Below are 24,895 nucleotides of genomic sequence, written 5' to 3' on the forward strand. Positions count from 1 at the left end.
GAGTATGGTTGAATCCGGGGCGTCCTCACGAACCTTTGAGAATCTGACAGGAAAATCTGAATGACCACCTCAATACGGGCGCACTCGCGCATCCCCCCCGTTGGTGCCCTCGCGTGGTCCTTATCACGCCTGCGTGGGTCCTTATCGCGTGCCCATGCGCGCCTCCGGATGAGGGCTTTCCGGCAACCGTTCGGGTTCCTGCGAAGTGTCACAAGTCCTGTCATAACCCCTGTCACAAGTCGTTGCGGTGGCATGCCTGACCTCGCTACGATAGGTCTCCCTTACTCCTTGTAGACGCTCAGTCTGTAAACCGAAGGTCTCGCGTTTCGCCCAGTAATAACGGGCGGTTTAGCTCCGTCACCTCACGAATGTAATCCCACAACAACGTAATCCGCTTCAACTTGCGCAAATCCTCCCGGCAGTACATCCAGAACTGCCGGGTGATGTCGATTTCCTCCGGCAGCACCGGCAGCAATCGTGGATCCTGCGCGGCGAGAAAGCACGGCAGGATCGCCAGCGAGCGGCCCTGCTGCGCGGCGACGTATTGCGCGATCACGCTGGTGCTGCGCAAATGTGCGCTGGCGCCGGGCAGCACGTTGGCCAGGTAGAGCAGCTCCGAGCTGAACGCCAGATCATCCACATAACTGATGAATTGATGCTTGCTCAAATCGGCCGGGCGGCGGATCGGTGGGTGTTTGTCCAGATAGTCCTGGGTTGCGTACAGCTGCAAGCGGTAGTCGCAGAGTTTGCAGCAGACGTACGGCCCGTGCTCCGGCCGCTCGAGGGCGATGACGATGTCGGCCTCGCGCTTGGACAGGCTGATGAAGTGCGGCAGCGGCAGGATGTCCACTGAGATTGCCGGGTAGGCGTCGACGAAGTGGCTCAACTGCGGGGTGATGAAGAAGCTGCCGAAGCCTTCAGTACAGCCCATGCGCACGTGTCCGGACAGGGCAACGCCCGAGCCCGAGACTTGCTCGCAGGCCATGTGCAACGTGCTTTCGATCGACTCGGCATAACCGAGCAAGCGCTGGCCTTCGGTAGTCAGGACGAAACCGCTGGTGCGGGACTTTTCGAACAGTAATGTGCCGAGCGCCGCTTCCAGCGAACTGATCCGTCGCGACACCGTGGTGTAGTCGACAGCCAGGCGTTTGGCGGCGGTACTGGCCTTGCGGGTGCGGGCGACTTCGAGGAAAAACTTCAGGTCGTCCCAGTTCAGCGAGCCTAGCGAGGTGATGTTTTTTTGCATGATGGTCGGGCTTATATGTGCGTTCTTATTAGAAGTTTGCACATCTATACTCCAAAAACAGTCCGACAACCAATTCGTGACACACGCCTCATCTCAAGGCGAACCTTTCGCCTTGGCTCCTACGATAAAAACAAGTTCTGGAGACCAGCATGAACGCATCGCTTACGCCCAACGACACCACGCTGCAAAAGGTCAAACTGCTGATCGACGGCGAGTGGGTCGAGTCGCAGACCACCGAGTGGCACGACGTCGTCAACCCGGCCACCCAGCAAGTGCTGGCCAAGGTTCCGTTCGCCACCGCCGCTGAGGTCGATGCCGCTGTCAGCGCCGCCCAGCGCGCGTTCCAGACCTGGAAACTGACCCCGATCGGCGCGCGGATGCGCATCATGCTCAAGCTGCAAGCGCTGATCCGCGAGCACTCCAAGCGCATCGCCGTGGTACTCAGCGCCGAACAGGGCAAGACCATTGCTGACGCCGAGGGCGATATTTTCCGTGGCCTGGAAGTGGTCGAGCACGCGTGCTCGATCGGCACCCTGCAAATGGGCGAGTTCGCCGAGAACGTCGCTGGCGGCGTCGACACTTACACTCTGCGCCAGCCGATCGGCGTCTGTGCCGGCATCACGCCGTTCAACTTCCCGGCGATGATTCCGCTGTGGATGTTCCCGATGGCGATCGCCTGCGGCAACACCTTCGTGCTCAAACCGTCGGAACAGGATCCGCTGTCGACCATGCTGCTGGTGGAACTGGCCATTGAGGCTGGCGTCCCGGCGGGCGTGCTCAACGTCGTGCACGGCGGCAAGGATGTGGTCGATGGTCTGTGCACGCACAAGGACATCAAAGCCGTGTCGTTCGTCGGTTCGACCGCTGTCGGCACCCACGTTTATGACCTGGCCGGCAAACACGGCAAGCGCGTGCAGTCGATGATGGGCGCAAAAAACCACGCCGTGGTGCTGCCGGACGCCAATCGCGAGCAAGCGCTGAATGCCTTGGTCGGCGCGGGTTTCGGTGCGGCCGGGCAACGTTGCATGGCCACGTCGGTGGTGGTGCTGGTCGGTGCCGCAAAACAGTGGCTGCCAGACCTGAAAGCGCTGGCGCAGAAGCTCAAGGTCAACGCCGGCAGCGAGCCGGGCACCGATGTCGGTCCGGTGATTTCGAAAAAGGCCAAGGCGCGGATTCTCGAACTGATCGAAAGCGGCATCAAGGAAGGTGCCAAGCTTGAACTGGACGGTCGCGACATCAGCGTGCCGGGCTACGAGCAAGGCAACTTTGTCGGCCCGACCCTGTTCTCCGGGGTGACCACCGACATGCAGATCTACACCCAGGAAATCTTCGGCCCGGTACTGGTGGTGCTGGAAGTCGACACCCTCGATCAGGCGATTGCGCTGGTCAACGCCAATCCGTTCGGCAACGGCACTGGCCTGTTCACCCAGAGCGGTGCGGCGGCGCGTAAATTCCAGACGGAAATCGACGTCGGTCAGGTCGGTATCAACATCCCGATTCCGGTACCGGTACCGTTCTTCAGCTTCACCGGTTCGCGCGGTTCGAAACTCGGCGACCTCGGCCCGTACGGCAAGCAAGTGGTGCAGTTCTACACGCAGACCAAAACGGTCACGGCGCGCTGGTTCGATGACGACAGCGTCAACGACGGCGTGAACACCACCATCAACCTGCGCTGAGGATTCGACCATGAAAATCGCATTTATCGGGCTGGGCAACATGGGCGCGCCGATGGCGCGCAACCTGATCAAGGCTGGCCACTCGTTGAACCTGGTCGACCTGAACAAAACCGTGCTGGCGGAACTCGAGCAACTGGGCGGCACCATCCGCGCTTCAGCCCGCGAGGCGGCGGAGGATGCCGAACTGGTGATCACCATGCTCCCGGCCGCGGTGCATGTGCGCAGTGTCTGGCTGGGTGAAGACGGCGTACTTGCTGGTATCGGCAAAGGTGTGCCGGCGGTGGATTGCAGCACTATCGATCCACAGACCGCCCGCGATGTGGCAGCGGCGGCGGCCAAACAAGGCGTGTCCATGGCCGATGCGCCGGTGTCCGGTGGCACCGGTGGAGCGACTGCCGGCACGTTGACCTTTATGGTTGGCGCCACCTCGGAACTGTTCGCCACCCTGCAACCGGTGCTGGCGCAGATGGGCCGCAACATCGTCCATTGCGGTGAAGTCGGCACCGGCCAGATCGCCAAGATCTGCAACAACCTGCTGCTGGCGATTTCGATGGTTGGCGTCAGTGAGGCGATGGCGTTGGGCGATGCGCTGGGGATCGACACCGGCGTGTTGGCCGGGATCATCAACAGCTCGACCGGCCGCTGCTGGAGTTCGGAGATGTACAACCCGTGGCCGGGCATCGTCGAAACGGCGCCGGCCTCGCGCGGTTATACCGGCGGGTTCGGGGCAGAACTGATGCTCAAGGATCTTGGGCTGGCGACTGAAGCGGCGCGGCAGGCGCATCAACCGGTAGTGCTCGGCGCGGTGGCGCAGCAGTTGTATCAGGCGATGAGTCAGCGCGGTGACGGTGGGAAAGACTTCTCGGCGATCATCAACAGCTATCGCAAGCCGCAGTAACGCGATCAGCCCTTTGTGGCGAGGGGATTTATCCCCGTTGGGTTGCGCAGCAGACCCCTACATTGTGTCAGGTAAACCGAGTGCTCAGGGTTTGCGACTGCTGCGCAGTCGAGCGGGGATAAATCCCCTCGCCACAGGGTTCTCTATGTCCACAGGTAACACTGGGGTGTGTTCAAAAATTGCAGCAGGTGTTGCCGGGAAATCACGTCGGGTGATTTCCCGGCTTTTTTGCATCAGGCGAAGACGAAGTATTTGCGTACGGTCTCGACCACTTCCCACGTGCCTTTCATGCCCGGCTCAACCACGAAGATATCGCCAGCACGCAGATGAATCGGCGCCATGCCGTCCGGGGTGATCACGCAGTAGCCTTCCTGGAAATGGCAGTATTCCCACTTCACATAATCGACGCGCCACTTGCCCGGCGTGCAGATCCAGGTGCCCATGATCTTGCTGCCGTCTTCGCTGGTGTAGGCGTTGAGGTTGACGGTGTGCGGGTCGCCTTCGAGTTTTTCCCATTTGCAGGCGTCGAGTACCGGCAGCGGGTGGGTGTCGCGCAGAACGGTGATAGGGGCGGTCGCGGTCATGGGGACTCCGGGCAGGTGGACTTGAGAATTGAAGTCGCACCCTATAGCGCCCGGTCGTCGCTTAGTTGTCTGGGGTCGACATCGGAGTGCTCAGAAACGCGCGCAGCGGTGAGCGCTTGTAACAATGCGTTGGCGTAACCCGGCAGCGCGGCGAAGTCTTTCGCGCAGAGCAATAACGCGCGGCGCGCCCACGGCTCATTCAGGGGCAAGCACTGAAACCGTTTGAGCGCCGTACGTTCGACAGCGGCCAAGGGCACGATGGCCAGTCCCGCCCCTCGGGCGACCATACGCATCGCGCCATCAAAACCATCGGCGCGAATGCGCACCTGCATTCGTGCGCCGCTGTGCAGCGCCTGTTCTTCCAGATAAATCGCCAATGCGCTGTCGGCGCTCAATCCGACAAAGTCGTGCTGCAACGCGTCGCTGAAACTGACCTCGGCGGCGTCGGACAACGGGTGATCAAGCGGCAGAATCAGCACCAGCGGGTCGTCGCGAAACGCTTGAGTCTGTAGGCCGTTGGTGTCGACCGCGTCGGACACAATCCCCAGATCCGCTGCGCCTTCACGCAAGGCATGGGTAATTCGCGCACTGGGCAGTTCCTGTAGATCGATGTCGAGATTGGGATGGCTGCGCAAAAAGTCCGCGAGCACTTCCGGGAGGTACTCGGTAATCGCCGTGGTGTTGCATAACAGCCGCACCTGGCCTTTGACGCCATGCGCGTAATCGGCCAGATCCTGCTGCATGCGTTCAGCCTGTTGCAAAAGAATGCGCGCGTGGCGGGCGAGGGCTTTACCGGCCGGCGTCGGGGTGACGCCACGGCGGCCGCGCTCGAGGAATTCGGCGCCCAGCGAGGCTTCCATCGCGCGGATTCGAGCACTGGCGGCGGCGAGGGACAAGTGGCTGCGGGCGGCGCCGGCGGTGATGTTGCCGGTGTCGAGGATGTGCAGGTAGAGGCGCAGGTCGGTGAGGTCGAAGTGCATGGGGTTTGCCTCTGGTTTCGCGGTGGCTGGGCTGGCCCTTTCGCGAGCAGGCTCGCTCCCACAGGGACTTATGTACAGCGCAGATCCCGTGTGGGAGCGAGCCTGCTCGCGAAGAGGTCAGATGCCTCAACGCCGATGTCAGCCTCTTGCAAAGGAAGAGGCTGCCTCAGTATATGGCAGATTTTCGCCCAGCCTGGATCAGTGCACATTACCCCAATGCACACACTGACCGACTTCTACCAAACCCTCGGCCTGGCCCTGTCCCTACTGGTCATCACCACCTTCCTCCTCGCCGGCACGGTCAAAGGCGTGATCGGCCTCGGCCTGCCCACTGTCGCGATGGGCCTGCTCGGTCTGGCTATGGCGCCGGCGCAGGCAGCCGCGATGTTGATCGTCCCCGCGACCCTGACCAACCTCTGGCAACTGGCCTTCGGCGGTCATCTGCAAGGATTGATCAAACGCCTCTGGCCCATGCTGCTGATGATCTTCCTCGGCACCGGCATCGGCACCCTCTGGCTCGGCATGTCCAGCGGACATTGGGTAGTGCGCGGACTTGGCGCGGCGCTGTTGCTGTATGCATTGAGCGGATTGTTCTTGCCCACGCTACACGTCAAATCCGGGCATGAATCGTGGCTCGGCCCGCTGTGTGGCCTGATCACCGGCGTCATCACCTCCGCCACCGGCGTCTTCGTGATTCCAGCGGTGCCGTACCTGCAAGCGCTGGGGCTGAGCCGCGATGAGCTGGTGCAGGCGCTCGGCCTGTCCTTCACCGTCTCGACCCTGGCGCTGGCGCTCGGGCTGTTCTGGCACGGCGCACTCGGCGGTGGCGAATTGAGCGCTTCGCTGCTGGCGCTGATCCCGGCCATGCTTGGCATGTGGCTCGGTCAGTGGCTGCGTCAGCGCATCAGTGCGGTGCTGTTCAAGCGGGTGTGCTTTATCGGACTGGGCGCGCTCGGCGCCCATTTGCTGATCAGCGGCTAGCCGACGATTCGCTAAGCATGTCGATCGGGCGGATATCAAAATCACGCTCCAGATAGTCCATGCGTTTGGCGAAGAACGCTTTCATGTGCGGCAACGCCGAGTGCACATCCAGATGCGCCTGGCTGGCCCAGATCTCGTAGAAGATAAACAGCGTCGGATCTTCCTTGTCGCGCAGCATATGGTACTCGATGCAGCCCGGTTCGGCGCGGCTTGGCTCGACGTAAGCGCGGAACAGCGCTTCGAATTCGGCGGCTTTTTCCGGGCGGGTCTTGGCGTGCAGGATGAAACCCTGGCGTTCACTCATCACAACTTCCTCAAAAGCAGAAAGTGGCGATGCTACGGCAACAATTGCCGATGGATTCGTGCGTTTTGATCAAATGTATTTTGCGTCGATGTGGCTGTTTCCGCGCGAGATCGATGGTTAATCTGCGGCCATTCCAATTCTTGTTTCAATCCAGCCTTGAAGGCTGCGCCGAGGTTTTCCGATGAAGAAAGTGCTGTTGCTCAATGGCGGTAAAAAATTCGCCCATTCCGATGGCCGCTATAACACCACCCTGCACGAAACCGCGCTGAGCGTGCTCGATCGCGGCGGTGTCGACGTCAAGACCACGTTTATCGACGAGGGCTATGACGTTGCCGAAGAAGTGGCGAAATTCCTCTGGGCCGACGTCATCATTTATCAGATGCCGGGCTGGTGGATGGGCGCGCCGTGGACGGTGAAAAAGTACCTCGACGAAGTCTTCACTGAAGGGCACGGCAGCCTCTACGCCAGCGACGGCCGCACCCGTTCCGATGCTTCGCAGAAGTACGGCAGTGGCGGTCTGATTCAGGGCAAGCAATACATGCTGTCGCTGACCTGGAACGCGCCGCAGCAAGCCTTCGATGACCCGACGGATTTCTTCGAAGCCAAAGGCGTGGACGCGGTGTATTTCCCGTTCCACAAGGCCAACGAGTTTCTGGGCATGACCGCGTTGCCGACCTTCCTCTGCGTCGACGTGATGAAGCGTCCGAATATCGACAATGATGTGGTGCGCTATGAGCAGCATCTGACTGAGGTGTTTGGCCTCAAGGCTTGAGGCTTTCAGGCTAATATCGGGGTCACAGCAAAAGATCGCAGCCTTCGGCAGCTCCTACAGGGGGCATGGCGATTGGTTGCGATCTTGGCGATTTCAAAGAGGACACCCGTGAAAGCCAGATCCGATGAGTTGCAGATTTTCGTCTGCGTGATCGAGTGCGGTTCGATTTCCGCCGCCGCCGAGCAGGTCGGGCAGACGCCGTCGGCCGTCAGTCGCACGCTGTCGAAGCTCGAAGCCAAGCTCGACACCACGCTGATCAACCGCACCACGCGCCGCATGGACCTGACCGAGGAGGGCAAGTATTTCTTCGAACAGGCCAAGCTGATTCTCGACCAGATGGATCAACTCGAAGAACGCCTGTCCTCGCGCCAGCAAACTCCCTCTGGACGCCTGCGCATCAACGCTGCCTCGCCTTTCATGCTCCACGCCATCGTTCCCTACATCGACGAATTCCGGCAGCTGTACCCGGACATCCTGCTCGAACTCAACAGCAATGACCTGATCATTGACCTGCTGGAACAAAGCACCGACGTCGCCATCCGCATCGGCACCCTCGCCGATTCGACGCTGCATGCGCGTTCGCTCGGTTGCAGTCCGTTGATGATTGTTGCCAGCCCCGCCTATTTGAAAAAGCACGGTGCGCCACGACAAGTGGCGGATTTGAGCGAACACACGTTGCTCGGCTTTACCCAGAACGAAGGCCTCAACCAGTGGCCGCTGCGCTATGTGCATGGCGACCGTTGGCCGATCACCCCGGCAATCAGCGCCTCCAGTGGTGAGACCGTGCGCCATTTGGCGCTGGAGGGGCAGGGCATCGCCTGCCTGTCGCACTTCATGACCATCGACGACATCCGTGCCGGGCGCCTGAAAGTCCTGCTCGGCGAATTCAACAGCGGCTACCGCCAGCCGATCAACGCCGTGTACTACCGCAACTCGCAACTGGCGTTGCGCATTCAGTGTTTCCTCGACTTTATCCAGGGCAAACTCGCCGCCTACGCCAGCGCCGAATTCAAAGACTGATTCGTGATCCCTGCGCAAGAGTGAATTGGCCGAGGGCGGGTTTTTCGCCGGGTTTCATCGGCCGATACTCGCTGCATCACTTATTCACGCAGGGAGTTACTCCATGAACGTATTCGTTACCGGCGCGGCCGGATTTATCGGTGGGTCTATCGCAACCGCTCTGGTGCAGGCCGGGCACAAGGTTACTGGTCTGGTGCGCAGCGCCGAGCAGGCTGACGAGCTGAAAGCATTGGGCATGAATGCGCTGATCGGCACCCTTGATGACAGCCAGTTGCTGGCGCAACAGGCGCGTGCTGCCGATGCGGTGATCAACGCTGCCAGCAGCGATCATCGCGGTGCGGTTGAAGCATTGCTCGACGCTTTGCGCGGCTCGAATAAAGTCTTTCTGCACACCAGCGGTTCGAGCATCGTTGGCGATGCCTCCGGCGGCAAATCCAGCGATGACATTTACTACGAAGACAACCTGCCGGAACCGACTGTCGATAAGGCCGATCGCGTAGCCATCGACAACCTGGTGCTCGCTGCGTCGAAGGATGGAGTGAACTCGGCGGTGATCTGCAACACCTTGATTTACGGCCACAGCCTGGGCGTCAAACGCGACAGCGTGCAATTGCCGCGACTGCTGAAACAGGCGCGCAAAAGCGGCGTCGTTCGCCACGTCGGAACAGGGCAGAACATCTGGTCCAACGTGCACATCGAAGACGTCGTCGCCCTGTATCAGCTGGCGCTGACCAGGAATGTGCCGGGCACTTTCTACTTTGTCGAAAGCGGTGAAGCCTCGTTCATCGACATGACCACCGCCATGGCCGAAGCCCTCGATCTGGGCAAACCGCAAGACTGGCCATTGCCTGACGCCGAAGCCGAATGGGGCTACGAAATGGCCAACTACGGCCTCGGCTCCAACAGCCGCGTACGCGGCAAACACGCCCGCGAACTGCTGGGCTGGACGCCAAAGCGCACGTCGGTGGTGGAATGGATTCGTAACGAAATGGTGTGAGTTCAGCGCGCACCGAGTGAAGCCATTCGCGAGCAGGCTCGCTCCCACAGGTGACCGCGTTCTGCCTGGAAAAATGTAATTCCTGTGGGAGCTGGCTTGCCAGCGATAGCGGTGGATCAGTCGCCACCCATGTTGAACGTGGCGCCGTCATCGCTGGCAAGCCAGCTCCCACAGGGACTTTGTGGTGGCCAGGAAGCCATGAAAATCCCGCCCTCCGATTTTCATTAAACACGACACCCCATACCCACCAGCGACATCTCTTGTCTCTCCACGAAAATTACTTTCATGCGGTTTGAAATCTCTATCTCGAAATGATTTATGAGTTTCACAACCCATTCGAACGTGACCCTTTCGAGGAGTACCGCATGACGCCTTCCTTCGGCTATTGGCTGCTGGTCTACGCCGCCGTGGCCATCATCGCGCTGATCGTGTTGATCGCCCGTTACCGGCTCAATCCGTTCATTGTCATCACCCTGATTTCCCTGGGCCTGGCGCTGGTGGCCGGGATGCCGCCGTCGGCTGTGGTCGGTGCGTATGAGGCCGGCGTCGGCAAGACGCTGGGGCATATTGCGCTGGTGGTGGCGTTGGGGACGATGCTCGGCAAGATGATGGCCGAGTCCGGTGGCGCGGAGCAGATGGCGCGGACGCTGATCGAGCGATTCGGTGAGAAGAACGCGCATTGGGCGATGGTCTGCATCGCGTTTCTGGTCGGCTTGCCGCTGTTCTTTGAAGTCGGTTTCGTCTTGCTGGTGCCAATCGCTTTCACCGTCGCCCGCCGCGTCGGCGTGTCGATTCTGATGGTCGGTCTGCCGATGGTCGCCGGCCTCTCGGTGGTGCATGCGCTGGTGCCGCCGCACCCGGCGGCGATGCTCGCGGTGCAGGCCTATCAGGCCTCGGTCGGGCAGACCTTGCTGTACGCCATCGCGATCGGCATTCCGACCGCGATCATCGCCGGCCCGCTGTACGCGAAATTCATCGTGCCGCGCATTCAATTGCCGGCGGACAACCCGCTGGAAAAGCAATTTCTCGAGCGCGAGCCGCGCGACAGATTGCCGGGTTTCGGCATCACCATGGCAACCATTCTGCTGCCGGTGGTGCTGATGCTGATCGGCGGCTGGGCCAATCTGATTTCCACCCCCGGCAGTGCGTTCAACCAGTTTTTGTTGTTCATCGGCAATTCGGTGATCGCGTTGTTGCTGGCGACTTTGCTGAGCTTCTGGACGCTAGGGATTGCCCAAGGTTTCAACCGCGAATCGATCCTCAAATTCACCAACGAATGCCTCGCGCCCACCGCCAGCATCACCTTGCTGGTCGGCGCTGGTGGCGGCTTGAACCGGATTCTGGTGGAGGCCGGCGTCACCGATCAGATCGTCGGCCTCGCTCACGAATTCCACCTGTCGCCGCTGATCATGGGCTGGCTGTTCGCCGCGCTGATGCGCGTTGCCACTGGCTCGGCCACCGTGGCGATGACCACCGCATCAGGCGTTGTTGCGCCGGTGGCCATCGGTCTGGGTTATCCACACCCTGAGCTTTTGGTGCTGGCGACCGGCGCCGGCTCGGTTATCTTTTCCCACGTCAACGACGGCGGCTTCTGGTTGATCAAGGAATACTTCAACATGACGGTCGCGCAGACGTTCAAGACCTGGACCGTGCTTGAGACGTTGATCTCGCTGGTCGCTTTCGCGCTGACCGTCGGCCTTTCCTACCTGCTGTAACCGGAGCTCGCCGCCCATGGACATCCTCTACCAGATCCGCGCCCGCCAGGACTCCTTCAGTGCCGGCGAGGGGCGCATTGCGAGGTTGATGCTCGACGATGTCGGCTTTGCCGCCAGCGCCAGCCTCGAAGACCTCGCGCACCGGGCCGAGGTCAGCACCGCCACGCTGTCGCGCTTTGCCCGCACGGTCGGCTGCCGAGACCTGCGCGATCTGCGCCTGCAACTGGCCCAGACCAGCGGCGTTGGCAGCCGTTTTCTCGACCCGGCGGGCACGCCCGAGCAGTCGGCGTTCTACGGGCAGATCGTCGGCGACATCGAAACCACCCTGCGCCAGCATCTGGCCGGTTTCGATGAATCGCGCTTCGCCGACGCAGTGAAATTGCTCAGCCAGGCGCGGATGATTCACGCGTTCGGCATGGGCGGTTGCTCGACCCTGTGCAGCGATGAATTGCAGGTGCGCCTGGTGCGCCTCGGCTATCCGATCGCGGTGTGCCACGACGCGGTGATGATGCGCGTCACCGCCGCCAGTTTGAACGCCGAGCAAGTGCTGATTGCCTGCTCGCTGACCGGCATCACCCCGGAGCTTTTGGAAACCGTGGAGCTGGCGCGCAACTACGGCGCGCGCATTCTCGCCATCACTCGCGGCGATTCACCACTGGCGCAACTGGCCGACGTCGTGCTGCCGCTGCAAGGCGCGGAAACCTCGTTCATCTACAAACCGACGGCGGCGCGCTACGGCATGCTGTTGGCCATCGACGTGCTCGCCACCGAACTGGCGCTGGCCAGCCCTGAAGACAATCAAGAACGTCTGCGGCGAATCAAACTCGCCCTCGACGAATACCGTGGCGGCGACGATCACCTGCCGCTGGGAGACTGACATGCAGTACGACACCCTGATCCGCAACGCGCTGGTCATCGACGGCAGCAACACGCCGGGCTACCGCGCAGACGTGGCGATTCTCAACGGCCGCATCGAGCGCATTGGTGACCTGTCTGACGCCCGCGCCAGCGAAGAAATCGACGCCGCCGGCCGGGTGCTGGCGCCGGGTTTCATCGACGTGCACACCCACGACGACACCGTGGTCATTCGCCAACCCGAGATGCTGCCCAAGCTCAGCCAAGGCGTGACCACGGTGATTGTCGGCAATTGCGGCATCAGCGCTTCGCCGGTCACCTTGAAGGGCAATCCACCCGATCCGATGAACCTGCTCGGCAGCGCAGCGGCATTCGTTTACCCGCGTTTCAGCGACTACCGCGCCGCCGTCGAAGCGGCCAACACCACATTGAACGTTGCGGCACTAGTCGGCCATACGGCGCTGCGCAGCAATCACCTCGACGACTTGTTGCGCACCGCGACCCCCGACGAAATCACCGCCATGCGCGTGCAGTTGCGTGACAGCCTCGAGGCCGGCGCGTTGGGCTTATCCACAGGTCTGGCCTACGCCAGCGCCTTCAACGCGTCGCCCGATGAAGTAATGCAACTGACCGAAGAACTGACGGCGTTCGGCGCGGTGTACACCACCCATCTGCGCAGCGAATTCGCCCCGGTTTTGGAGGCGATGGACGAAGCGTTTCAGATCGGCCGACACGCGCAATCGCCAGTGATCATTTCCCATCTCAAATGCGCCGGCGTCGGTAACTGGGGGCGCAGTCCGCAATTGCTCGCAGCGCTGGAAGAGGCAGCGAAAACCCATCCGGTCGGCTGCGATTGCTATCCCTATGCGGCGAGTTCCTCGACCCTGGATTTGAAGCAAGTCACCGATGCCCATCGCATCACTATTACCTGGTCGACGCCGCACCCGGAAGTCAGCGGGCGCGATCTGATCGACATCGCTGGCGAATGGAAACTGTCGCTGGAAGAAACCGCGAAACGGCTACAACCGGCGGGCGCGGTGTACTACGGCATGGACGAGGCGGATGTACGAAGAATCCTCGCCCATCCGCTTTCGATGGTCGGTTCTGACGGACTGCCCGAAGACCCGTTCCCGCATCCGCGCCTGTGGGGCGCTTTCCCACGGGTGCTGGGCCACTTCAGTCGCGACGTCGGCCTGTTTCCGCTGCACACCGCCGTGCACAAGATGACCGGCCTGTCGGCGGCGCGTTTTGGCTTGCAGGAAAGGGGCGAGATTCGTGAAGGACATTGGGCGGATCTGGTGTTGTTTGATCCGCAAACCGTGCGCGATGTGGCCGATTTCAACGATCCGCAGCGGGCCGCTCAGGGGATTGAAGGGGTGTGGGTCAACGGCGTTTTGAGTTATCGCGACGGACAGGCGAATGGCAGCAGGGCAGGGCGGTTTCTGGCTCGCGAAGGTAATTTGCGCGAAGGATTTTATTGATGATGATGGCGCCAAAAGATCGCAGCCTTCGGCAGCTCCTACGGAGATCGCATTCCAATGCAGGAGCTGCCGAAGGCTGCGATCTTTTGATCTATGTCTCATAGTGGCACTGTGCAATTAAAGAAAGCCATCCACAAGCCGATTTGCTGACATCCTCCCCATCTACACTGTGGGGCCAATCAGTCAGGGAGCACCCCATGAGCTTCGGCAAAACCACCCCGATCCTGCGGATCTTCGATGAAGCCAAGGCTGTCGAGTTCTACGTCGATTTTCTTGGTTTCAAGATCGACTGGCAGCATCGCTTCGAAGCGAATTTTCCGCTGTATCTGCAGGTGTCGCGGGGCGAGTGTGTGCTGCATCTGTCCGAGCATCACGGCGATGCCTGCCCGGGTTCGGCGCTGCGTATCGAGACCGATGAGCTGGAGGCGTTTCAGCAGCAGCTGATGGCCAAGGACTATAAGTTTTCCCATCCGCAGATTCAGGCGATGCCGTGGGGGAGTCAGGACATGACGATCGCCGATCCGTTTGGCAATCGGTTGGTGTTTACCAATGCGATCAGTCTTTGACTTGAACGCCTAGCGCGACCTGACCTCTTGGGATTGCCCGCAGGCATCAGTAACACTTGCGGGCGCTCACCTCATTCCGTCGGCACCAACCGATCCAGCACCCGATTCACCGCCATCTCCGCCACCATCACAATCTGCGCGATGCCCTGCAGGGTCTTGCGTTGCGAGCCGTTCACCAGCCCCGCCTGATCGTTGAGCATCACCGTCGCCGACCCCAACGTTTCGCAGGCGTCGGCCAACAGCGATTCGTTGTCGGCCTCGGGATTGGCCATGTACAGCGTGTTGGATTTGTAGGGTGGGGCCATGAATTCAGCGCTGGACGGGCCGAGATAATGATCGAGGGCGCGGTCGGCGGCTTCGTGGAATTTCTTCGAGTCGGCGGATTCGTAGGGGGATGCCGGGTCGGTGGTTGGCGGGTTTGGGGTTACTTTGAACATATCCAGATCCTCATTTTGGCTGGCCACCGCTTCCCTACTAAAGGAAGTGGAGGCAGCTGTGCGCAGGTTAGTAGACCGGGGATCTGGGAAACCGGCGCGCCCGAGAGCGCCCTGCGCACAGCCACCATAAAGCTCAGGCGAGGCCTGACTGTCTGATGAACGATGCACCCCAAATACTCCGGGCTACTAAACCCGATCACTGATAGGCAGTGACGCAATCACAGTAGCGATGAGGTCTGGGGCGCACAAGCCGGCGGATTCTGGCGCAGGCGTAGGCAGCGGCGCAAGGAATTGTGGGTGGTTTCGCGGAATGTCTGGCGGCTTTAAACGGTTGTGCCAAGACGTGTTTAATCGGTGTGGCGAATGACGCCTTCGCGAGCAGGCTCGCTCCCACAGGGGATCTGCGGTGAACTCGGAAATGCAGACAACCGAGAACTACTGTGGGAGCGAGCCTGCTCGCGAAGAGGCCATCAGCATCACCGCCGATTCCGCAGCCGAAACTCCCCCGGCGGCATCCCGCGCCAGCTCTTGAACGTGCGATGAAACGAGCGCGGTTCGGTGAAACCCAGATACTGCGCAATGTCCTGAATCGGCAACGTGCTATTAAGCAAATAATGCTCCGCCAACTCCTGACGCAGCTCATCGAGAATCTGCTGATACGACGTCCCGACCTGCTGCAACTGCCGCTGCAACGTGCGCACCGAGACGCTGAGCTGCTCCGCCACTTGCTCCTTGCGCGGCAAGCCTTCCTTGAGCAAGGCGCGCAGGATGTTTTTCACCTGCTGCGCCAGCGACGCATCTTCCAGCGTCGCCAGCAAACCCATCGCGTGTTCTTCCAGGGTTCGCAGCAATTGCGCATCGGCCTGGCGCAGCGGCAACTGCAAATAATCCAGCGGCGCCACCAGCGCCGAATACGCCTGATCGAACAGCACCGGGCAACCAAAAAACGCCTCGTACTCGGCCAGCGTCACCGCATCCGGCCGCGCATGCTCCAGCCATACGCAGGCCGGCGACAGCTGCGTGTCGGCGATCCAGCGCGCGTAGTGCAGCCACGAACCGAGCACGTTTTCCACCAGATGCCGACGAATCCGTGGCCGCTCGTAGCGGCAGGTCCAGATCAGATGCACGTGCTCGCCCTGCACCTCGGCGCGGCTGACGCCCATGTCGCCGACGAGTTTTTCGAACGGCATGATCCGGCTCATCGCATCGCCCAGCGTCGCGCAATTCATGGTGATGTAACCGAGCACGCTCCACGAATTGGGCAGGACGAAATTCGCCGCATGCAGCCCGAACAACCCATCGCCCGAGTGCTCGCAGAAATAATCCAGCAAGCGCTCGTGAATCTCACCCGGCAGGCGCAAGGTGTTGTCACTCAACTGCTGCGCCTGCAACCCGGCCGCCGCCAATGCAGGCTCGATGGCCATGCCCAACTGTTCGGCATGGCGCAGGTATTTGAGCAGCGGCGGAACGGAAGTGAAGCCGAGCGATGGCATGGTCGCGGTCCTTTGATCGACGGCGCGTGAGCGAATGAATGCCGCAAGGTAAGTGGATTGCCCGGAGAAAGTAAATGCCCGGACGTTTGGCGCCATTCGCTACAGGTTCTGGCCGGATGCGACCGTGACAGATCTCCAGCGCTGACTAGTATGCAAGCTTGATCCAACGGCAGAAAAAGGACGCACGCATGCGACGCTGGAACGGCTGGGGAGAGGCAGGCACGGTGGTCGAACTGCCGGCCCAGGGTGCGACATTTCTCCACGAACGCTTGGGCGCTGGCCGGGCATTGCCCGATGCGACTCTGGCAGCGGCGTTGGCGCAAGTGCCGACCTCGCGTCTGGTGCCGCATCGCTTGTACAGCGTCGATACTCACGATCGCCTGCTGCACGCTCGCGGCCAGAGCCTGCCGGATTGGTTGGCATTACGCGAAGGCGCGCTGGGTACTTATCCCGATGCCGTGGCGTTTCCCGAAACCGCCGAGCAGATCCGCCAATTGCTGGCCCTCGCCCATGATCAGGACCTCTGTCTGATTCCCTATGGCGGCGGCACATCGGTGGCCGGGCACATCAATCCGCCGAACTCCACGCGGCCGGTGCTGACGGTGTCGCTGGCGCGGATGAATCGCCTGACCGACCTCGACGAACAGAGCCTGCTGGCGACGTTCGGCCCCGGCGCCAGCGGGCCGCAAGTCGAAAGCCAGTTGCGCGCGCGCGGCTACACGCTGGGACATTTCCCGCAGTCGTGGGAGCTGTCGACGCTGGGCGGTTGGGTGGCCAGTCGTTCCAGCGGCCAGCAGTCGTTGCGCTACGGGCGGATCGAGCAATTGTTCGCTGGCGGCACCCTGGAAACGTTCGCCGGGCCTCTGCAGATTCCAACCTTTCCCGCGTCGGCGGCAGGTCCCGATCTGCGTGAAATGGTGCTCGGTTGCGAGGGCCGTTTCGGGATCATTTCCGAAGTCAAAGTGCGAGTCAGTGCGTTGCCGGCGGACGAGCGTTTCTACGGCGTGTTTCTGCCCGACTGGCCGCACGCGCTGCAAGCGATCCGGCAACTGGCGCAGGCGCGCGTACCGCTGTCGATGCTGCGCCTGTCCAACGCGGTGGAAACCGAAACGCAACTGGCGCTGGCCGGCCATCCGCAACAGATCGCCTGGCTGGAGAAGTACCTCAAGCTGCGCGGCGCCGGCGACGGCAAATGCCTGCTGACCTTTGGTGTGACCGGCAATCGCCAGCAAAACGCACTGTCGCTGAAACACGCGCGCCAGCATCTGAAAGCCTTCGGCGGCGTGTTCACCGGCACCCTGCTGGGCAAGAAGTGGGCGCAGAACCGCTTTCGTTTTCCTTACCTGCGCGAGAACCTGTGGAACGCCGGTTACGTGGTCGACACCCTCGAAACGGCCACCGACTGGAGCAACGTCGACCACTTGCTCAGCCTCATCGAAAACAGCCTGCGCGACGCCTTGGCCGCCGAGGGCGAAAGGGTGCATGTGTTCACTCATCTCTCGCACGTTTACGGCGAAGGCTCGAGCATTTACACCACTTACGTGTTTCGCCCGGCAGCGGACTATGCCGCGACGCTGGCGCGCTGGCGCATGCTCAAACACGCGGCCAGCCAAACCATCGTCGACAACCACGGCACCATCAGCCATCAGCACGGTGTCGGCAAGGATCACGCGCCGTATCTGCTGCGCGAAAAAGGCCCGCTGGCGCTGCAGACGTTGCAGGCGCTGAGCGCACATTTCGACCCAGAAGGGCGCCTCAATCCCGGCACGTTATTGCCAGAGTCGCGGCCATGACGGCGAACTGGAACGCGCAGTGGCGCGAGCAGATTCTGCCGACGCTGGCGGATGAAACCTGGGACCTGATCGTCATCGGCGGCGGCATCAGCGGCGCCGGGATCGTCCGCGAAGCCGCGCGCCGGGGCTGGCGTTGTCTGCTGCTGGAGCAGCGCGATTTTGCCTGTGGCACCTCCAGCCGATCATCGAAAATGGTCCACGGCGGTTTGCGTTACATCGCCAAGGGCCAGTGGCGCCTGACCCGCGATTCGGTGCGCGAGCGCCAGCGTTTGCTTGATGAAGCGCCGGGGCTGGTCGAGCCGATGAGTTTCATGATGCCGCACTATCGCGGCGGCTTTCCCGGGCCGCGCGTCATGGGCGGCTTGCTCTCGGTGTACGACGCGCTGGCGGGGCGGCGCAACCATCGTTTTCATGACGCGCAGCAACTGCGTTTTCTCGCCCCGGGGGTGAAGGAAAACGGCCTGCTCGGCGGCAGCTGTTTTGTCGATGCGCTGACTGATGACGCGCGGCTGGTGATGCGCGTACTGCGCGAGGCCCGGGCCGACGGCGCGGTGGTGCTTAATGGTGTACGGGTCACGCAACTGCTGCGTGAAGGCGGGCGCGTGTGCGGGGTTCAGATCGAAGATGGCGAGGTCGGCGCGACGCTGCAATTGCGCTCCGCTGTGTTGGCCGTGGCCACAGGCGCGTGGGCTGAGCGCTTGCGTCCCGTTGAGTCAGCGAAGCAATTGCGCCCGTTGCGCGGCAGTCATCTGTTGCTGCCAGGCTGGCGTCTGCCGGTGGCGCAGGCGTTCACTTTTCTGCATCAGCGCGATCGGCGCCCGGTGTTCGTGTTTCCGTGGGAGGGCGCGACGGTGGTCGGTACCACGGACCTCGATCATCGCGAGGACCTCGACTACAGCGCGCGCATTTCCAGCGAAGAGCTCGACTATCTGCTCGCCGCGTGCCAGCAGCAATTTCCCGGCGCCGAAGTGGGCGTCGACGACGTGCTGTCGACCTGGTCAGGCGTGCGTCCGGTGGTGGGCAGCGCGACGGGGGCGCAGCAGGGCAAACCGTCCAACGAAACCCGCGAACATGTGCTGTGGCAGGAGCCGGGTTGCGTGACTTTGGCCGGCGGCAAACTGACCACATTTCGCCCGCAAGCGCTCGAAGTGCTCAAGGCGTGTGCGGTGATGCTCGGGCGTTCTTTTGTCGATGACGGCGCGCCGGTGTTCGCCGCTGTGCCGCCGCTGACGATTGCGGGACTGAGCGGCAATCAATGGCGACGCTTGGCCGGACGTCACGGTCGAGACCTGCCGAGGCTGGCGCAATTGCTCGGCGAACTCGGTCTGGAAACGGTTGGCGCCACCGATACTTTGTGGGCAGAGCTGGCGTTCGCCTGCGAGGCGGAAATGATTCTGTACCTGGATGATTTGCTGCTGCGTCGCACCCGTTTGGGCCTGTTGCTGCCGCGCGGTGGCGAGGATTTTTTCCCGGCGATCCGCACGCTGTGCCAGCCACGATTGGCCTGGGACGATGAGCGCTGGCAGGCGGAAATCCAGCGCTACCGTTTGCTGTGGCTGCGCGATCACGGCTTGCCGGAGATCACGCCATGAAATACCTACTGGCGATCGACAACGGCACCCAGAGCGTGCGCGCGCTGCTCTTCGATCTGCAGGGCAATCTGCTCGGCAAAGGCAAAGTCGACTTGCAGGCGTACTACTCGACGCAACCCGGTTGGGCCGAACAGGATCCGGAATATTACTGGGCGAAACTCGGCGAGGCCTGCCAGCAACTCTGGCAGCAGACCGGCATCGACCGTGCGCAGATTGTCGGCGTGTCCCTGACCACCCAGCGCGGCACCGTGATCAACGTGGACGCCAAGGGCAAACCGCTGCGCCCGGCAATTGTCTGGCTCGATCAACGTCAGGCTGAGGTCGAGGGCAGCATCAAAGGGCCGTGGGGCTGGCTGTTCAAACTGGTCGGCGCCCAAGCGACGGTGGATTATTTTCGCGCCCAGGCCGAGGCCAACTGGATCGCCCGGCATCAGCCCGATGTGTGGGCGGCGACTGACAAGTTTTTGCTGCTCTCGGGTTTTCTCACCCATCGCTTGTGCGGGCGCTTCGTCGATTCGGTCGGCTGCTGCGTCGGCTATCTGCCCTTCGACTTCAAACGGCTGAGATGGGCGGCGCCGCATGACTGGAAATGGCAGGCACTGGCGGTGCGCCCGGAGCAGTTGCCGAGCCTGCACAAACCCGGCGAAACCCTCGGCTATATCAGCGCCGAAGCCGCCCGGCACACCGGCATTCCCGAAGGGCTGCCGTTGATCGCGGCGGGCGCGGACAAGGCCTGCGAAGTGATCGGCTCCGGCGTGGTCGATGCGCGCACCGTGTGCCTGTCCTACGGCACCACCGCGACGATCACCAGCACCCGCTCGCGCTACCTGGAAATCGTCCCGCTGATCCCGCCGTACCCCTCGGCCGTGCCTGATCAGTACAACTGCGAAGTGATGATCTATCGCGGCTACTGGATGGTCAGCTGGTTCAAGAACGAATTCGGCCTGCGCGAAATGCAGCAGGCAAAAGCCCAGGGCATCGAACCGGAGCAACTGTTCGACGCACTGGTCGACGCGGTGCCGCCGGGCTCGATGGGTTTGATGCTGCAACCCTACTGGTCACCGGGCATCCGCGAACCGGGCGTGGAAGCCAAAGGCGCGATGATCGGCTTCGGCGACGTACACACCCGCGCGCATATCTACCGGGCGATTCTCGAAGGCCTGGCCTACGCGTTGCGCCAGGGCATGGAGAACATCGAGCGACGCTCAAAAGTCTCGATCAAACGCCTGCGCGTCGCCGGCGGCGGCTCACAAAGCGACGCCGCCATGCAACTGACCGCCAACATCTTCGGCCTGCCGGCAGAGCGCCCGCATGTGTATGAAGCGTCCGGGTTGGGGGCGGCGATTTGCTGCGCGGTGGGGTTGGGATTGCATCGGGATTTTCCATCGGCCATTGCGGCGATGACTCGGGTTGGAGCGGTTTTTACACCGCAGCCTGAGGCGCAGAAGGTTTATGAGCAGTTGTATAAAGAGGTGTATTTGCGCATGTACCGGCAGCTCAAACCGCTGTACCAAAGCATCCGCAAAATCACCGGGTATCCCGAATAGTCCCCACACCATACACCCCAGTGGGAGCGAGCCTGCTCGCGAAGGCGCAGCGTCAGGCACTGTTGATTCGCCTGACCCACCGCTTTCGCGAGCAGACTCGCTCCCACAGGGGTATTGCGGTGTGCCGTTACCGACGATGCCGCTCGGCGGGCCTGACTCCAATCAAACCTGAATATGCTAGCCTGCAATCAATGAGTTCATTGATTGCAGGAGGGCGACATGGCCAGCATCACCATTCGAAACCTTGACGAGAAGCTCAAGGAGCAGTTGCGCATTACCGCAGCACACAACGGACATTCCATGGAAGAAGAGGCTCGGCTGATTCTGGGCCGAGCGCTCACCACGGTTGATCGTGCCGGAGGGCTCGGCAGTCGGATTCACCAGCGTTTCAGCGCCGAGGGCGGAGCCGAGCTCGATCTGCCTGCGCGGGTAGAAAAACCGCTCGGGGTGGATTTTTCTGAATGATAGTGCTCGATACCAACGTTCTATCCGAATTCATGCGCATCGAACCCGAGGCTCAAGTGTTGGCTTGGGTGGATGCGCAACCGGCCATGGACCTGGTCATCAGCGCAATCACCGTGGCGGAGATACTGCACGGCATCGCTCGATTACCTTCCGGCAAGCGCAAACAAAAACTCCAGGCCCACGCTTTGGCAATGTTTGAAGAGGATTTTGCCGGGCGGATTTTGCCATTCGATGCCCACGCAGCCGTCGAGTACGCGACGCTGGTAGCCGATGCAGAGGCGAAAGGGCGGGGGATTGCAATGGCCGATGCGCAAATCGCAGCGATCTGCCGAAATCGTGGAGCCGCGATTGCTACACGTAATGTCCGGGATTTCGAGTTTTCCGGGATTGAAGTGATCAATCCGTGGCAGGTCTGAAAATCTGCTCTGCCATATAAACCGCTTTCGCGAGCAGGCTCGCTCCCACAAGGTTTTGCGGTGTGATCAAAATCCAGCGAGCCCCACAAATCCAATGTGGGAGCGAGCCTGCTCGCGAAGGCGCAGTGTCAGGCAACTTTGATTTGATTGACCCACCGCCTTCGCGGGCAAGCCCGCTCCCACAAGGGATCTGCGGTGTGCTCAAATCCTGTGACCCACATAAATCCAAATGTGGGAGCGAGCCTGCTCGCGAAGGCGCAGTGTCAGGCAACATGGATTTGATTGACCCACCGCCATCGCGGGCAAGCCCGCTCCCACAGTTATCGAGGTGAACACATCAACAGTGCTCGATCACGAAAACCTGTGGGAGCGGGCTTGCCCGCGATTCGGTTTCAGCCTCAGCGCAAAACAAACGTCATACGCGGAAGTGGCTGACCATCTGCTGCAACTGACCACCCAACCGCGCAAGCTCAACACTCGACGCTGCCGTCTCATCACTCGCCGCAGCGGTCTGTTCGGACACGTCGCGGACGTTGATGATGCTGCGGCTGATCTCTTCGGCCACGGCGCTTTGCTGTTCGGCAGCGGCGGCGATCTGCTGGTTCATCGACTGGATGTTCGACACCGTGCGGGTGATGTTTTCCAGCGAGGCGCCGGCCTTGCGCGTCAGGGCGACGCTGCTGTCGGTCAGCGCGCGGCTGTTGTTCATCACTGCAGAAACCTGCTGGGTGCCGTTCTGCAGACCGGCGACCAGGCCTTCGATTTCCTCAGTCGACTTCTGCGTGCGTTGAGCCAAACCGCGCACCTCATCGGCAACCACGGCAAACCCACGCCCGGCTTCACCGGCACGCGCTGCTTCAATCGCGGCGTTGAGCGCGAGCAGGTTGGTCTGTTCGGCAACAGCCTTGATCACGTCCATGACGCTACCAATCTTGTCGCTTTCCTGTTGCAGCACGCTCATCGCTTCGGTCGAACGCACCACTTCGCTGGCCAGACGCTCGATCTGTGCGATGGCCTCATTCACAACCTTGTCGCCTTCACGGGCTTCGCCATCCGCCGCGGCGGCGGCTTGCGACGCTTCCTCAGCATTACGCGCAACTTCCTGCACGGTGGCAGTCATTTCGTGCATGGCGGTGGCGACCTGATCGGTCTCGACTTTCTGGCTGTTCACACCGGCGCTGGTCTGTTCGGTTACAGCCGACAACTCCTCGGCGGCGCTGGCGATCTGAGTGACGCCGTCGCGGATGCCACTGATCAAATCACGCAGGGTCACGCCCATGCGCGCAATGCCTTGCTGCAACACGCCGAGTTCGTCGCGGCGGGTGACGGTGACATTCTGGGTCAGATCGCCGCTGGCGATGCGCTCGACCACGGCCAGGGTGTCCTGCAACGGGCGGGTAATCTGACGGGTGATGATTACCGCCGCAATCACGCCAACCAGCAGCGCCAGCAACGTACTGATCAACTGGAAGGTGCGCGCCTGGGCACTTTCGGCATCACGGCGATCAAGCTGGATCTGGTACAGCTGCTCGCTCAGGGCGACGATGGTGGTGCCCTGATCGGTCATTTCCTTACGCGCCTGCACCGCATCGGTGTTGGCGTTCTTGTACGCCATCAACGCACTGCGATAACTGGTCAGTGCGGTTTCCAATTGGCGCAGGGCATCCTGCTGTGTCGCGGCAAATTGCGCGTTCAGCGGCTTGAGGCTGGCGATGGCCGCGTCGATCTGGCCGACGGCTTTCTGCTCGGTCTCGGCGTTGCTGGTCGCGGTGTAACCACGCACTTCATAGCGCGCGAGGATGAACGCTTCCTTGGCGGCGGTGACAGCCTGGAACTGCTCGAAACGCTGATCGCTCAACTCCAACTGCTGCACACGCTGGCTGATCGATTCGATCAGGTTGTAGGCGTTCTGGGCGTTGACGCTCATGGTGTCGCGCGCACTGTTGCCGGTGCGATAGGCGTTGCGCATTTTGTTCAGCGAGGTCTGGTATTCAGCGATGGTCGCGGCCTGCTGCTTGAGCAGTTTGACGTTCTCCGGACTCTTGAATTTGCTGATCAACGCCTGTTGCTGTGCGGCGAAGCTTTCCAGGGTGGTTTGCACATTCTGCGCGGCGGTTTCGTCGCCATTGGTCAGCATGTATTGCAGGCGCACCACGCGCAGTTTGGTCAGGCCAGCGTTGAGCTGGGTGATGTCGCTCATCCAGTTGCTGCGGTCGATCAGGCCACCAAGACTGGTCCAGCCGGTCAGCGCCAGAACGCAGGTCAGGGCCAGCACTAGGCCGAAGCCCAGGCCGAGTTTCATGTTCACGCTGATGTTACCGAACCAGCTATTCATGCAAATCCTCCAGAAACGTTGGGTTTCTTGGTCGTCAGTTAAGCTGGAAGATTGTTGTTCTTTTGAGCCAGCAGGGGTGTTAGCAGGTCTGTATCGGCCGCAAACCCGAGAGCTGAAAGGATTTTTGTCTGACAGGTTTCGCGCAACTCAACCCAGGCGCCGCGACCAGCGCTGATCCGGCGCCTCGAACCCCGGATTGACCAGCGCCGTCAGCACATGATCCTGCCAACGCCCGGCAATGTTCAGATACGCCTTCGCATAGCCCTCACGCTCAAAACCCAAGCGCTCAAGTAAACGCGCACTGCGCTCATTGCCCGGAATGTAATTGGCCATGATCCGATGCAGATTCTGCACATCGAACATATAACCAATCCCCGCCTCCAGCCCCTCCTGCATCAAACCCTGCCCCTGATGCGCCTCATCGATGTGATAACCCAGATAACACGCCTGAAACGCCCCACGAATAATCCCGCTGAAATTGCACGCCCCGATCATCTGCTGACCGTCCGGCGACAGCAGCGCGAAATGCATCGCCAGGCCTGCTTCGAAGGCACTGGCCTGGATCTCGAGGCGACGGCGGATGTTGGCGGTGGAGAAATAGTCGGTGGTGCGGATGGGCGACCAGCGCGCCAGGTGACGCTGATTGCGCAGGTAGAACGCGCTTTCGAGCTCGGCCTGATCGGGGGAGAGGATCGCCAGCGTCAGGCGCGGGCAGGGCAGGGATAACAGCGGCATCGAGCGC

General features: G+C 61.4%; 23 protein-coding genes and 1 pseudogene. 15 read left to right on the forward strand and 9 right to left on the reverse strand.

The annotated features are described in order from the left end of the window. Positions 1–298: 298 nt before the first annotated feature. Entirely contained in the window at positions 299–1,246 is a 948-nt protein-coding gene (locus FEE99_RS07980; protein WP_041477869.1) for a LysR family transcriptional regulator, read from the reverse strand. Positions 1,247–1,395: 149 nt separating this feature from the next. Here FEE99_RS07980 and FEE99_RS07985 point away from each other — a divergent pair, with 149 nt between their 5' ends. Both FEE99_RS07985 and mmsB read left to right on the forward strand, forming a co-directional pair. Then, complete coding sequence (locus FEE99_RS07985) at positions 1,396–2,922, forward strand: CoA-acylating methylmalonate-semialdehyde dehydrogenase (RefSeq protein ID WP_041477870.1); 1,527 nt, start codon at positions 1,396–1,398, stop codon at positions 2,920–2,922. 10 nt (positions 2,923–2,932) lie between these two features. Next, positions 2,933–3,820 (forward strand): 3-hydroxyisobutyrate dehydrogenase, encoded by an 888-nt coding sequence (gene mmsB / locus FEE99_RS07990; protein WP_041477871.1) that lies wholly within the window; start codon positions 2,933–2,935, stop codon positions 3,818–3,820. 233 nt (positions 3,821–4,053) lie between these two features. On the opposite strand, the gene FEE99_RS07995 is transcribed toward mmsB, so the two are convergent. Together FEE99_RS07995 and FEE99_RS08000 are read right to left on the reverse strand one after the other, a co-directional pair. After that, positions 4,054–4,404 (reverse strand): cupin domain-containing protein, encoded by a 351-nt coding sequence (locus FEE99_RS07995; RefSeq protein WP_016770579.1) that lies wholly within the window; start codon positions 4,402–4,404, stop codon positions 4,054–4,056. A 41-nt stretch (positions 4,405–4,445) separates the two neighbouring features. Then, positions 4,446–5,384: a LysR family transcriptional regulator gene (locus FEE99_RS08000; protein WP_041477872.1), complete on the reverse strand. Its 939-nt coding sequence runs from the start codon at positions 5,382–5,384 to the stop codon at positions 4,446–4,448. 216 nt (positions 5,385–5,600) lie between these two features. On the opposite strand from FEE99_RS08000, the gene FEE99_RS08005 reads away from it, so the two are divergent. Beyond that, positions 5,601–6,365 carry a sulfite exporter TauE/SafE family protein gene (locus FEE99_RS08005; RefSeq protein WP_041477873.1) on the forward strand — a complete coding sequence of 255 codons (765 nt, stop codon included), beginning with the start codon at positions 5,601–5,603 and terminating at the stop codon, positions 6,363–6,365. Here FEE99_RS08005 and FEE99_RS08010 read toward each other — a convergent pair. Next, the gene (locus FEE99_RS08010) at positions 6,355–6,669 is read right to left on the reverse strand and encodes a putative quinol monooxygenase (RefSeq protein ID WP_041477874.1); all 315 of its coding nucleotides are present in this window, start codon (positions 6,667–6,669) and stop codon (positions 6,355–6,357) included. The two genes, FEE99_RS08005 and FEE99_RS08010, sit on opposite strands and share 11 nt — an antisense overlap. Before the next feature lie 181 nt (positions 6,670–6,850). Between FEE99_RS08010 and FEE99_RS08015 the strand changes: the two genes are divergently transcribed. The 7 genes from FEE99_RS08015 (at position 6,851) to FEE99_RS08045 (ending at position 14,075) form a co-directional block, all read left to right on the forward strand. Further along, positions 6,851–7,441, forward strand: a complete 591-nt coding sequence (locus tag FEE99_RS08015) for an NAD(P)H-dependent oxidoreductase (protein WP_041477876.1) — start codon at positions 6,851–6,853, stop codon at positions 7,439–7,441. Positions 7,442–7,549: 108 nt separating this feature from the next. Next, positions 7,550–8,461 (forward strand): LysR family transcriptional regulator, encoded by a 912-nt coding sequence (locus FEE99_RS08020; RefSeq protein ID WP_041477877.1) that lies wholly within the window; start codon positions 7,550–7,552, stop codon positions 8,459–8,461. A 103-nt stretch (positions 8,462–8,564) separates the two neighbouring features. Beyond that, a complete protein-coding gene (locus FEE99_RS08025; protein WP_041477879.1) occupies positions 8,565–9,458 on the forward strand; it encodes an NAD-dependent epimerase/dehydratase family protein in 894 nt (297 codons plus the stop codon). 365 nt (positions 9,459–9,823) lie between these two features. Continuing rightward, positions 9,824–11,173 carry a GntP family permease gene (locus FEE99_RS08030; RefSeq protein WP_041477881.1) on the forward strand — a complete coding sequence of 450 codons (1,350 nt, stop codon included), beginning with the start codon at positions 9,824–9,826 and terminating at the stop codon, positions 11,171–11,173. Between the two features lie 16 nt (positions 11,174–11,189). Then, positions 11,190–12,050: a MurR/RpiR family transcriptional regulator gene (locus tag FEE99_RS08035; protein ID WP_041477883.1), complete on the forward strand. Its 861-nt coding sequence runs from the start codon at positions 11,190–11,192 to the stop codon at positions 12,048–12,050. Position 12,051: 1 nt separating this feature from the next. After that, positions 12,052–13,509, forward strand: a complete 1,458-nt coding sequence (locus FEE99_RS08040; RefSeq protein WP_041477884.1) for an N-acyl-D-amino-acid deacylase family protein — start codon at positions 12,052–12,054, stop codon at positions 13,507–13,509. Positions 13,510–13,706: 197 nt separating this feature from the next. Continuing rightward, complete coding sequence (locus FEE99_RS08045) at positions 13,707–14,075, forward strand: glyoxalase superfamily protein (protein ID WP_016771789.1); 369 nt, start codon at positions 13,707–13,709, stop codon at positions 14,073–14,075. A 71-nt stretch (positions 14,076–14,146) separates the two neighbouring features. Here FEE99_RS08045 and FEE99_RS08050 read toward each other — a convergent pair whose 3' ends face one another. Both FEE99_RS08050 and gliR read right to left on the reverse strand, forming a co-directional pair. Further along, positions 14,147–14,512 (reverse strand): DUF6124 family protein, encoded by a 366-nt coding sequence (locus FEE99_RS08050; RefSeq protein ID WP_041477886.1) that lies wholly within the window; start codon positions 14,510–14,512, stop codon positions 14,147–14,149. Between the two features lie 476 nt (positions 14,513–14,988). Next, positions 14,989–16,005, reverse strand: coding sequence for an AraC family transcriptional regulator GliR (gene gliR, locus FEE99_RS08055; protein ID WP_041477887.1), 1,017 nt, complete (start codon positions 16,003–16,005; stop codon positions 14,989–14,991). A gap of 188 nt (positions 16,006–16,193) precedes the next feature. Between gliR and FEE99_RS08060 the strand changes: the two genes are divergently transcribed. The 5 genes from FEE99_RS08060 (at position 16,194) to FEE99_RS08080 (ending at position 21,818) form a co-directional block, all read left to right on the forward strand. Continuing rightward, entirely contained in the window at positions 16,194–17,798 is a 1,605-nt protein-coding gene (locus FEE99_RS08060) for an FAD-binding oxidoreductase (RefSeq protein WP_041477888.1), read from the forward strand. Then, positions 17,795–19,390: a glycerol-3-phosphate dehydrogenase/oxidase gene (locus tag FEE99_RS08065; protein WP_041477889.1), complete on the forward strand. Its 1,596-nt coding sequence runs from the start codon at positions 17,795–17,797 to the stop codon at positions 19,388–19,390. Before FEE99_RS08060 ends, FEE99_RS08065 begins: the two co-directional genes overlap by 4 nt. After that, complete coding sequence (locus tag FEE99_RS08070) at positions 19,387–20,937, forward strand: FGGY-family carbohydrate kinase (RefSeq protein ID WP_041477891.1); 1,551 nt, start codon at positions 19,387–19,389, stop codon at positions 20,935–20,937. The genes FEE99_RS08065 and FEE99_RS08070 overlap by 4 nt, the downstream gene beginning before the upstream one ends. Before the next feature lie 219 nt (positions 20,938–21,156). Continuing rightward, entirely contained in the window at positions 21,157–21,402 is a 246-nt protein-coding gene (locus tag FEE99_RS08075) for a FitA-like ribbon-helix-helix domain-containing protein (protein WP_041477893.1), read from the forward strand. Continuing rightward, positions 21,399–21,818, forward strand: coding sequence for a type II toxin-antitoxin system VapC family toxin (locus FEE99_RS08080; RefSeq protein WP_041477894.1), 420 nt, complete (start codon positions 21,399–21,401; stop codon positions 21,816–21,818). Before FEE99_RS08075 ends, FEE99_RS08080 begins: the two co-directional genes overlap by 4 nt. Positions 21,819–22,233: 415 nt before the next feature. Here the strand turns inward: FEE99_RS08080 and FEE99_RS08085 are convergent, their stop codons facing one another. The 3 genes and pseudogenes from FEE99_RS08085 to FEE99_RS08095 all read right to left on the reverse strand — a co-directional run bounded on the left by FEE99_RS08085 (position 22,234) and on the right by FEE99_RS08095 (position 24,888). Then, positions 22,234–23,097, reverse strand: a complete 864-nt coding sequence (locus FEE99_RS08085; RefSeq protein ID WP_370593494.1) for a methyl-accepting chemotaxis protein — start codon at positions 23,095–23,097, stop codon at positions 22,234–22,236. Between the two features lie 42 nt (positions 23,098–23,139). Further along, positions 23,140–24,153, reverse strand: a pseudogene (locus FEE99_RS08090) (methyl-accepting chemotaxis protein); the annotation flags it as partial. A gap of 147 nt (positions 24,154–24,300) precedes the next feature. Continuing rightward, positions 24,301–24,888: a GNAT family N-acetyltransferase gene (locus FEE99_RS08095; protein WP_041477898.1), complete on the reverse strand. Its 588-nt coding sequence runs from the start codon at positions 24,886–24,888 to the stop codon at positions 24,301–24,303. Positions 24,889–24,895 lie beyond the last annotated feature (7 nt).

Source organism: Pseudomonas sp. ef1, from assembly GCF_007293365.2.
GTDB lineage: Bacteria > Pseudomonadota > Gammaproteobacteria > Pseudomonadales > Pseudomonadaceae > Aquipseudomonas > Aquipseudomonas siliginis.

What these genes read in the sequence shown, in the direction of transcription:
- gliR (WP_041477887.1), bottom strand. Translation starts at nt 16,005, where the DNA reads ATGCCATCGCTCGGCTTCACTTCCGTTCCGCCGCTGCTCAAATACCTG.
- FEE99_RS08065 (WP_041477889.1), top strand. Translation starts at nt 17,795, where the DNA reads ATGACGGCGAACTGGAACGCGCAGTGGCGCGAGCAGATTCTGCCGACG.
- FEE99_RS08000 (WP_041477872.1), bottom strand. Translation starts at nt 5,384, where the DNA reads ATGCACTTCGACCTCACCGACCTGCGCCTCTACCTGCACATCCTCGAC.
- FEE99_RS08085 (WP_370593494.1), bottom strand. Translation starts at nt 23,097, where the DNA reads ATGGGCGTGACCCTGCGTGATTTGATCAGTGGCATCCGCGACGGCGTC.
- FEE99_RS08070 (WP_041477891.1), top strand. Translation starts at nt 19,387, where the DNA reads ATGAAATACCTACTGGCGATCGACAACGGCACCCAGAGCGTGCGCGCG.
- FEE99_RS08045 (WP_016771789.1), top strand. Translation starts at nt 13,707, where the DNA reads ATGAGCTTCGGCAAAACCACCCCGATCCTGCGGATCTTCGATGAAGCC.
- FEE99_RS08030 (WP_041477881.1), top strand. Translation starts at nt 9,824, where the DNA reads ATGACGCCTTCCTTCGGCTATTGGCTGCTGGTCTACGCCGCCGTGGCC.
- FEE99_RS08050 (WP_041477886.1), bottom strand. Translation starts at nt 14,512, where the DNA reads ATGTTCAAAGTAACCCCAAACCCGCCAACCACCGACCCGGCATCCCCC.
- FEE99_RS08035 (WP_041477883.1), top strand. Translation starts at nt 11,190, where the DNA reads ATGGACATCCTCTACCAGATCCGCGCCCGCCAGGACTCCTTCAGTGCC.
- FEE99_RS08060 (WP_041477888.1), top strand. Translation starts at nt 16,194, where the DNA reads ATGCGACGCTGGAACGGCTGGGGAGAGGCAGGCACGGTGGTCGAACTG.
- FEE99_RS08010 (WP_041477874.1), bottom strand. Translation starts at nt 6,669, where the DNA reads ATGAGTGAACGCCAGGGTTTCATCCTGCACGCCAAGACCCGCCCGGAA.
- FEE99_RS07985 (WP_041477870.1), top strand. Translation starts at nt 1,396, where the DNA reads ATGAACGCATCGCTTACGCCCAACGACACCACGCTGCAAAAGGTCAAA.
- mmsB (WP_041477871.1), top strand. Translation starts at nt 2,933, where the DNA reads ATGAAAATCGCATTTATCGGGCTGGGCAACATGGGCGCGCCGATGGCG.
- FEE99_RS08005 (WP_041477873.1), top strand. Translation starts at nt 5,601, where the DNA reads ATGCACACACTGACCGACTTCTACCAAACCCTCGGCCTGGCCCTGTCC.
- FEE99_RS08015 (WP_041477876.1), top strand. Translation starts at nt 6,851, where the DNA reads ATGAAGAAAGTGCTGTTGCTCAATGGCGGTAAAAAATTCGCCCATTCC.
- FEE99_RS08040 (WP_041477884.1), top strand. Translation starts at nt 12,052, where the DNA reads ATGCAGTACGACACCCTGATCCGCAACGCGCTGGTCATCGACGGCAGC.
- FEE99_RS07980 (WP_041477869.1), bottom strand. Translation starts at nt 1,246, where the DNA reads ATGCAAAAAAACATCACCTCGCTAGGCTCGCTGAACTGGGACGACCTG.
- FEE99_RS08025 (WP_041477879.1), top strand. Translation starts at nt 8,565, where the DNA reads ATGAACGTATTCGTTACCGGCGCGGCCGGATTTATCGGTGGGTCTATC.
- FEE99_RS07995 (WP_016770579.1), bottom strand. Translation starts at nt 4,404, where the DNA reads ATGACCGCGACCGCCCCTATCACCGTTCTGCGCGACACCCACCCGCTG.
- FEE99_RS08075 (WP_041477893.1), top strand. Translation starts at nt 21,157, where the DNA reads ATGGCCAGCATCACCATTCGAAACCTTGACGAGAAGCTCAAGGAGCAG.
- FEE99_RS08080 (WP_041477894.1), top strand. Translation starts at nt 21,399, where the DNA reads ATGATAGTGCTCGATACCAACGTTCTATCCGAATTCATGCGCATCGAA.
- FEE99_RS08095 (WP_041477898.1), bottom strand. Translation starts at nt 24,888, where the DNA reads ATGCCGCTGTTATCCCTGCCCTGCCCGCGCCTGACGCTGGCGATCCTC.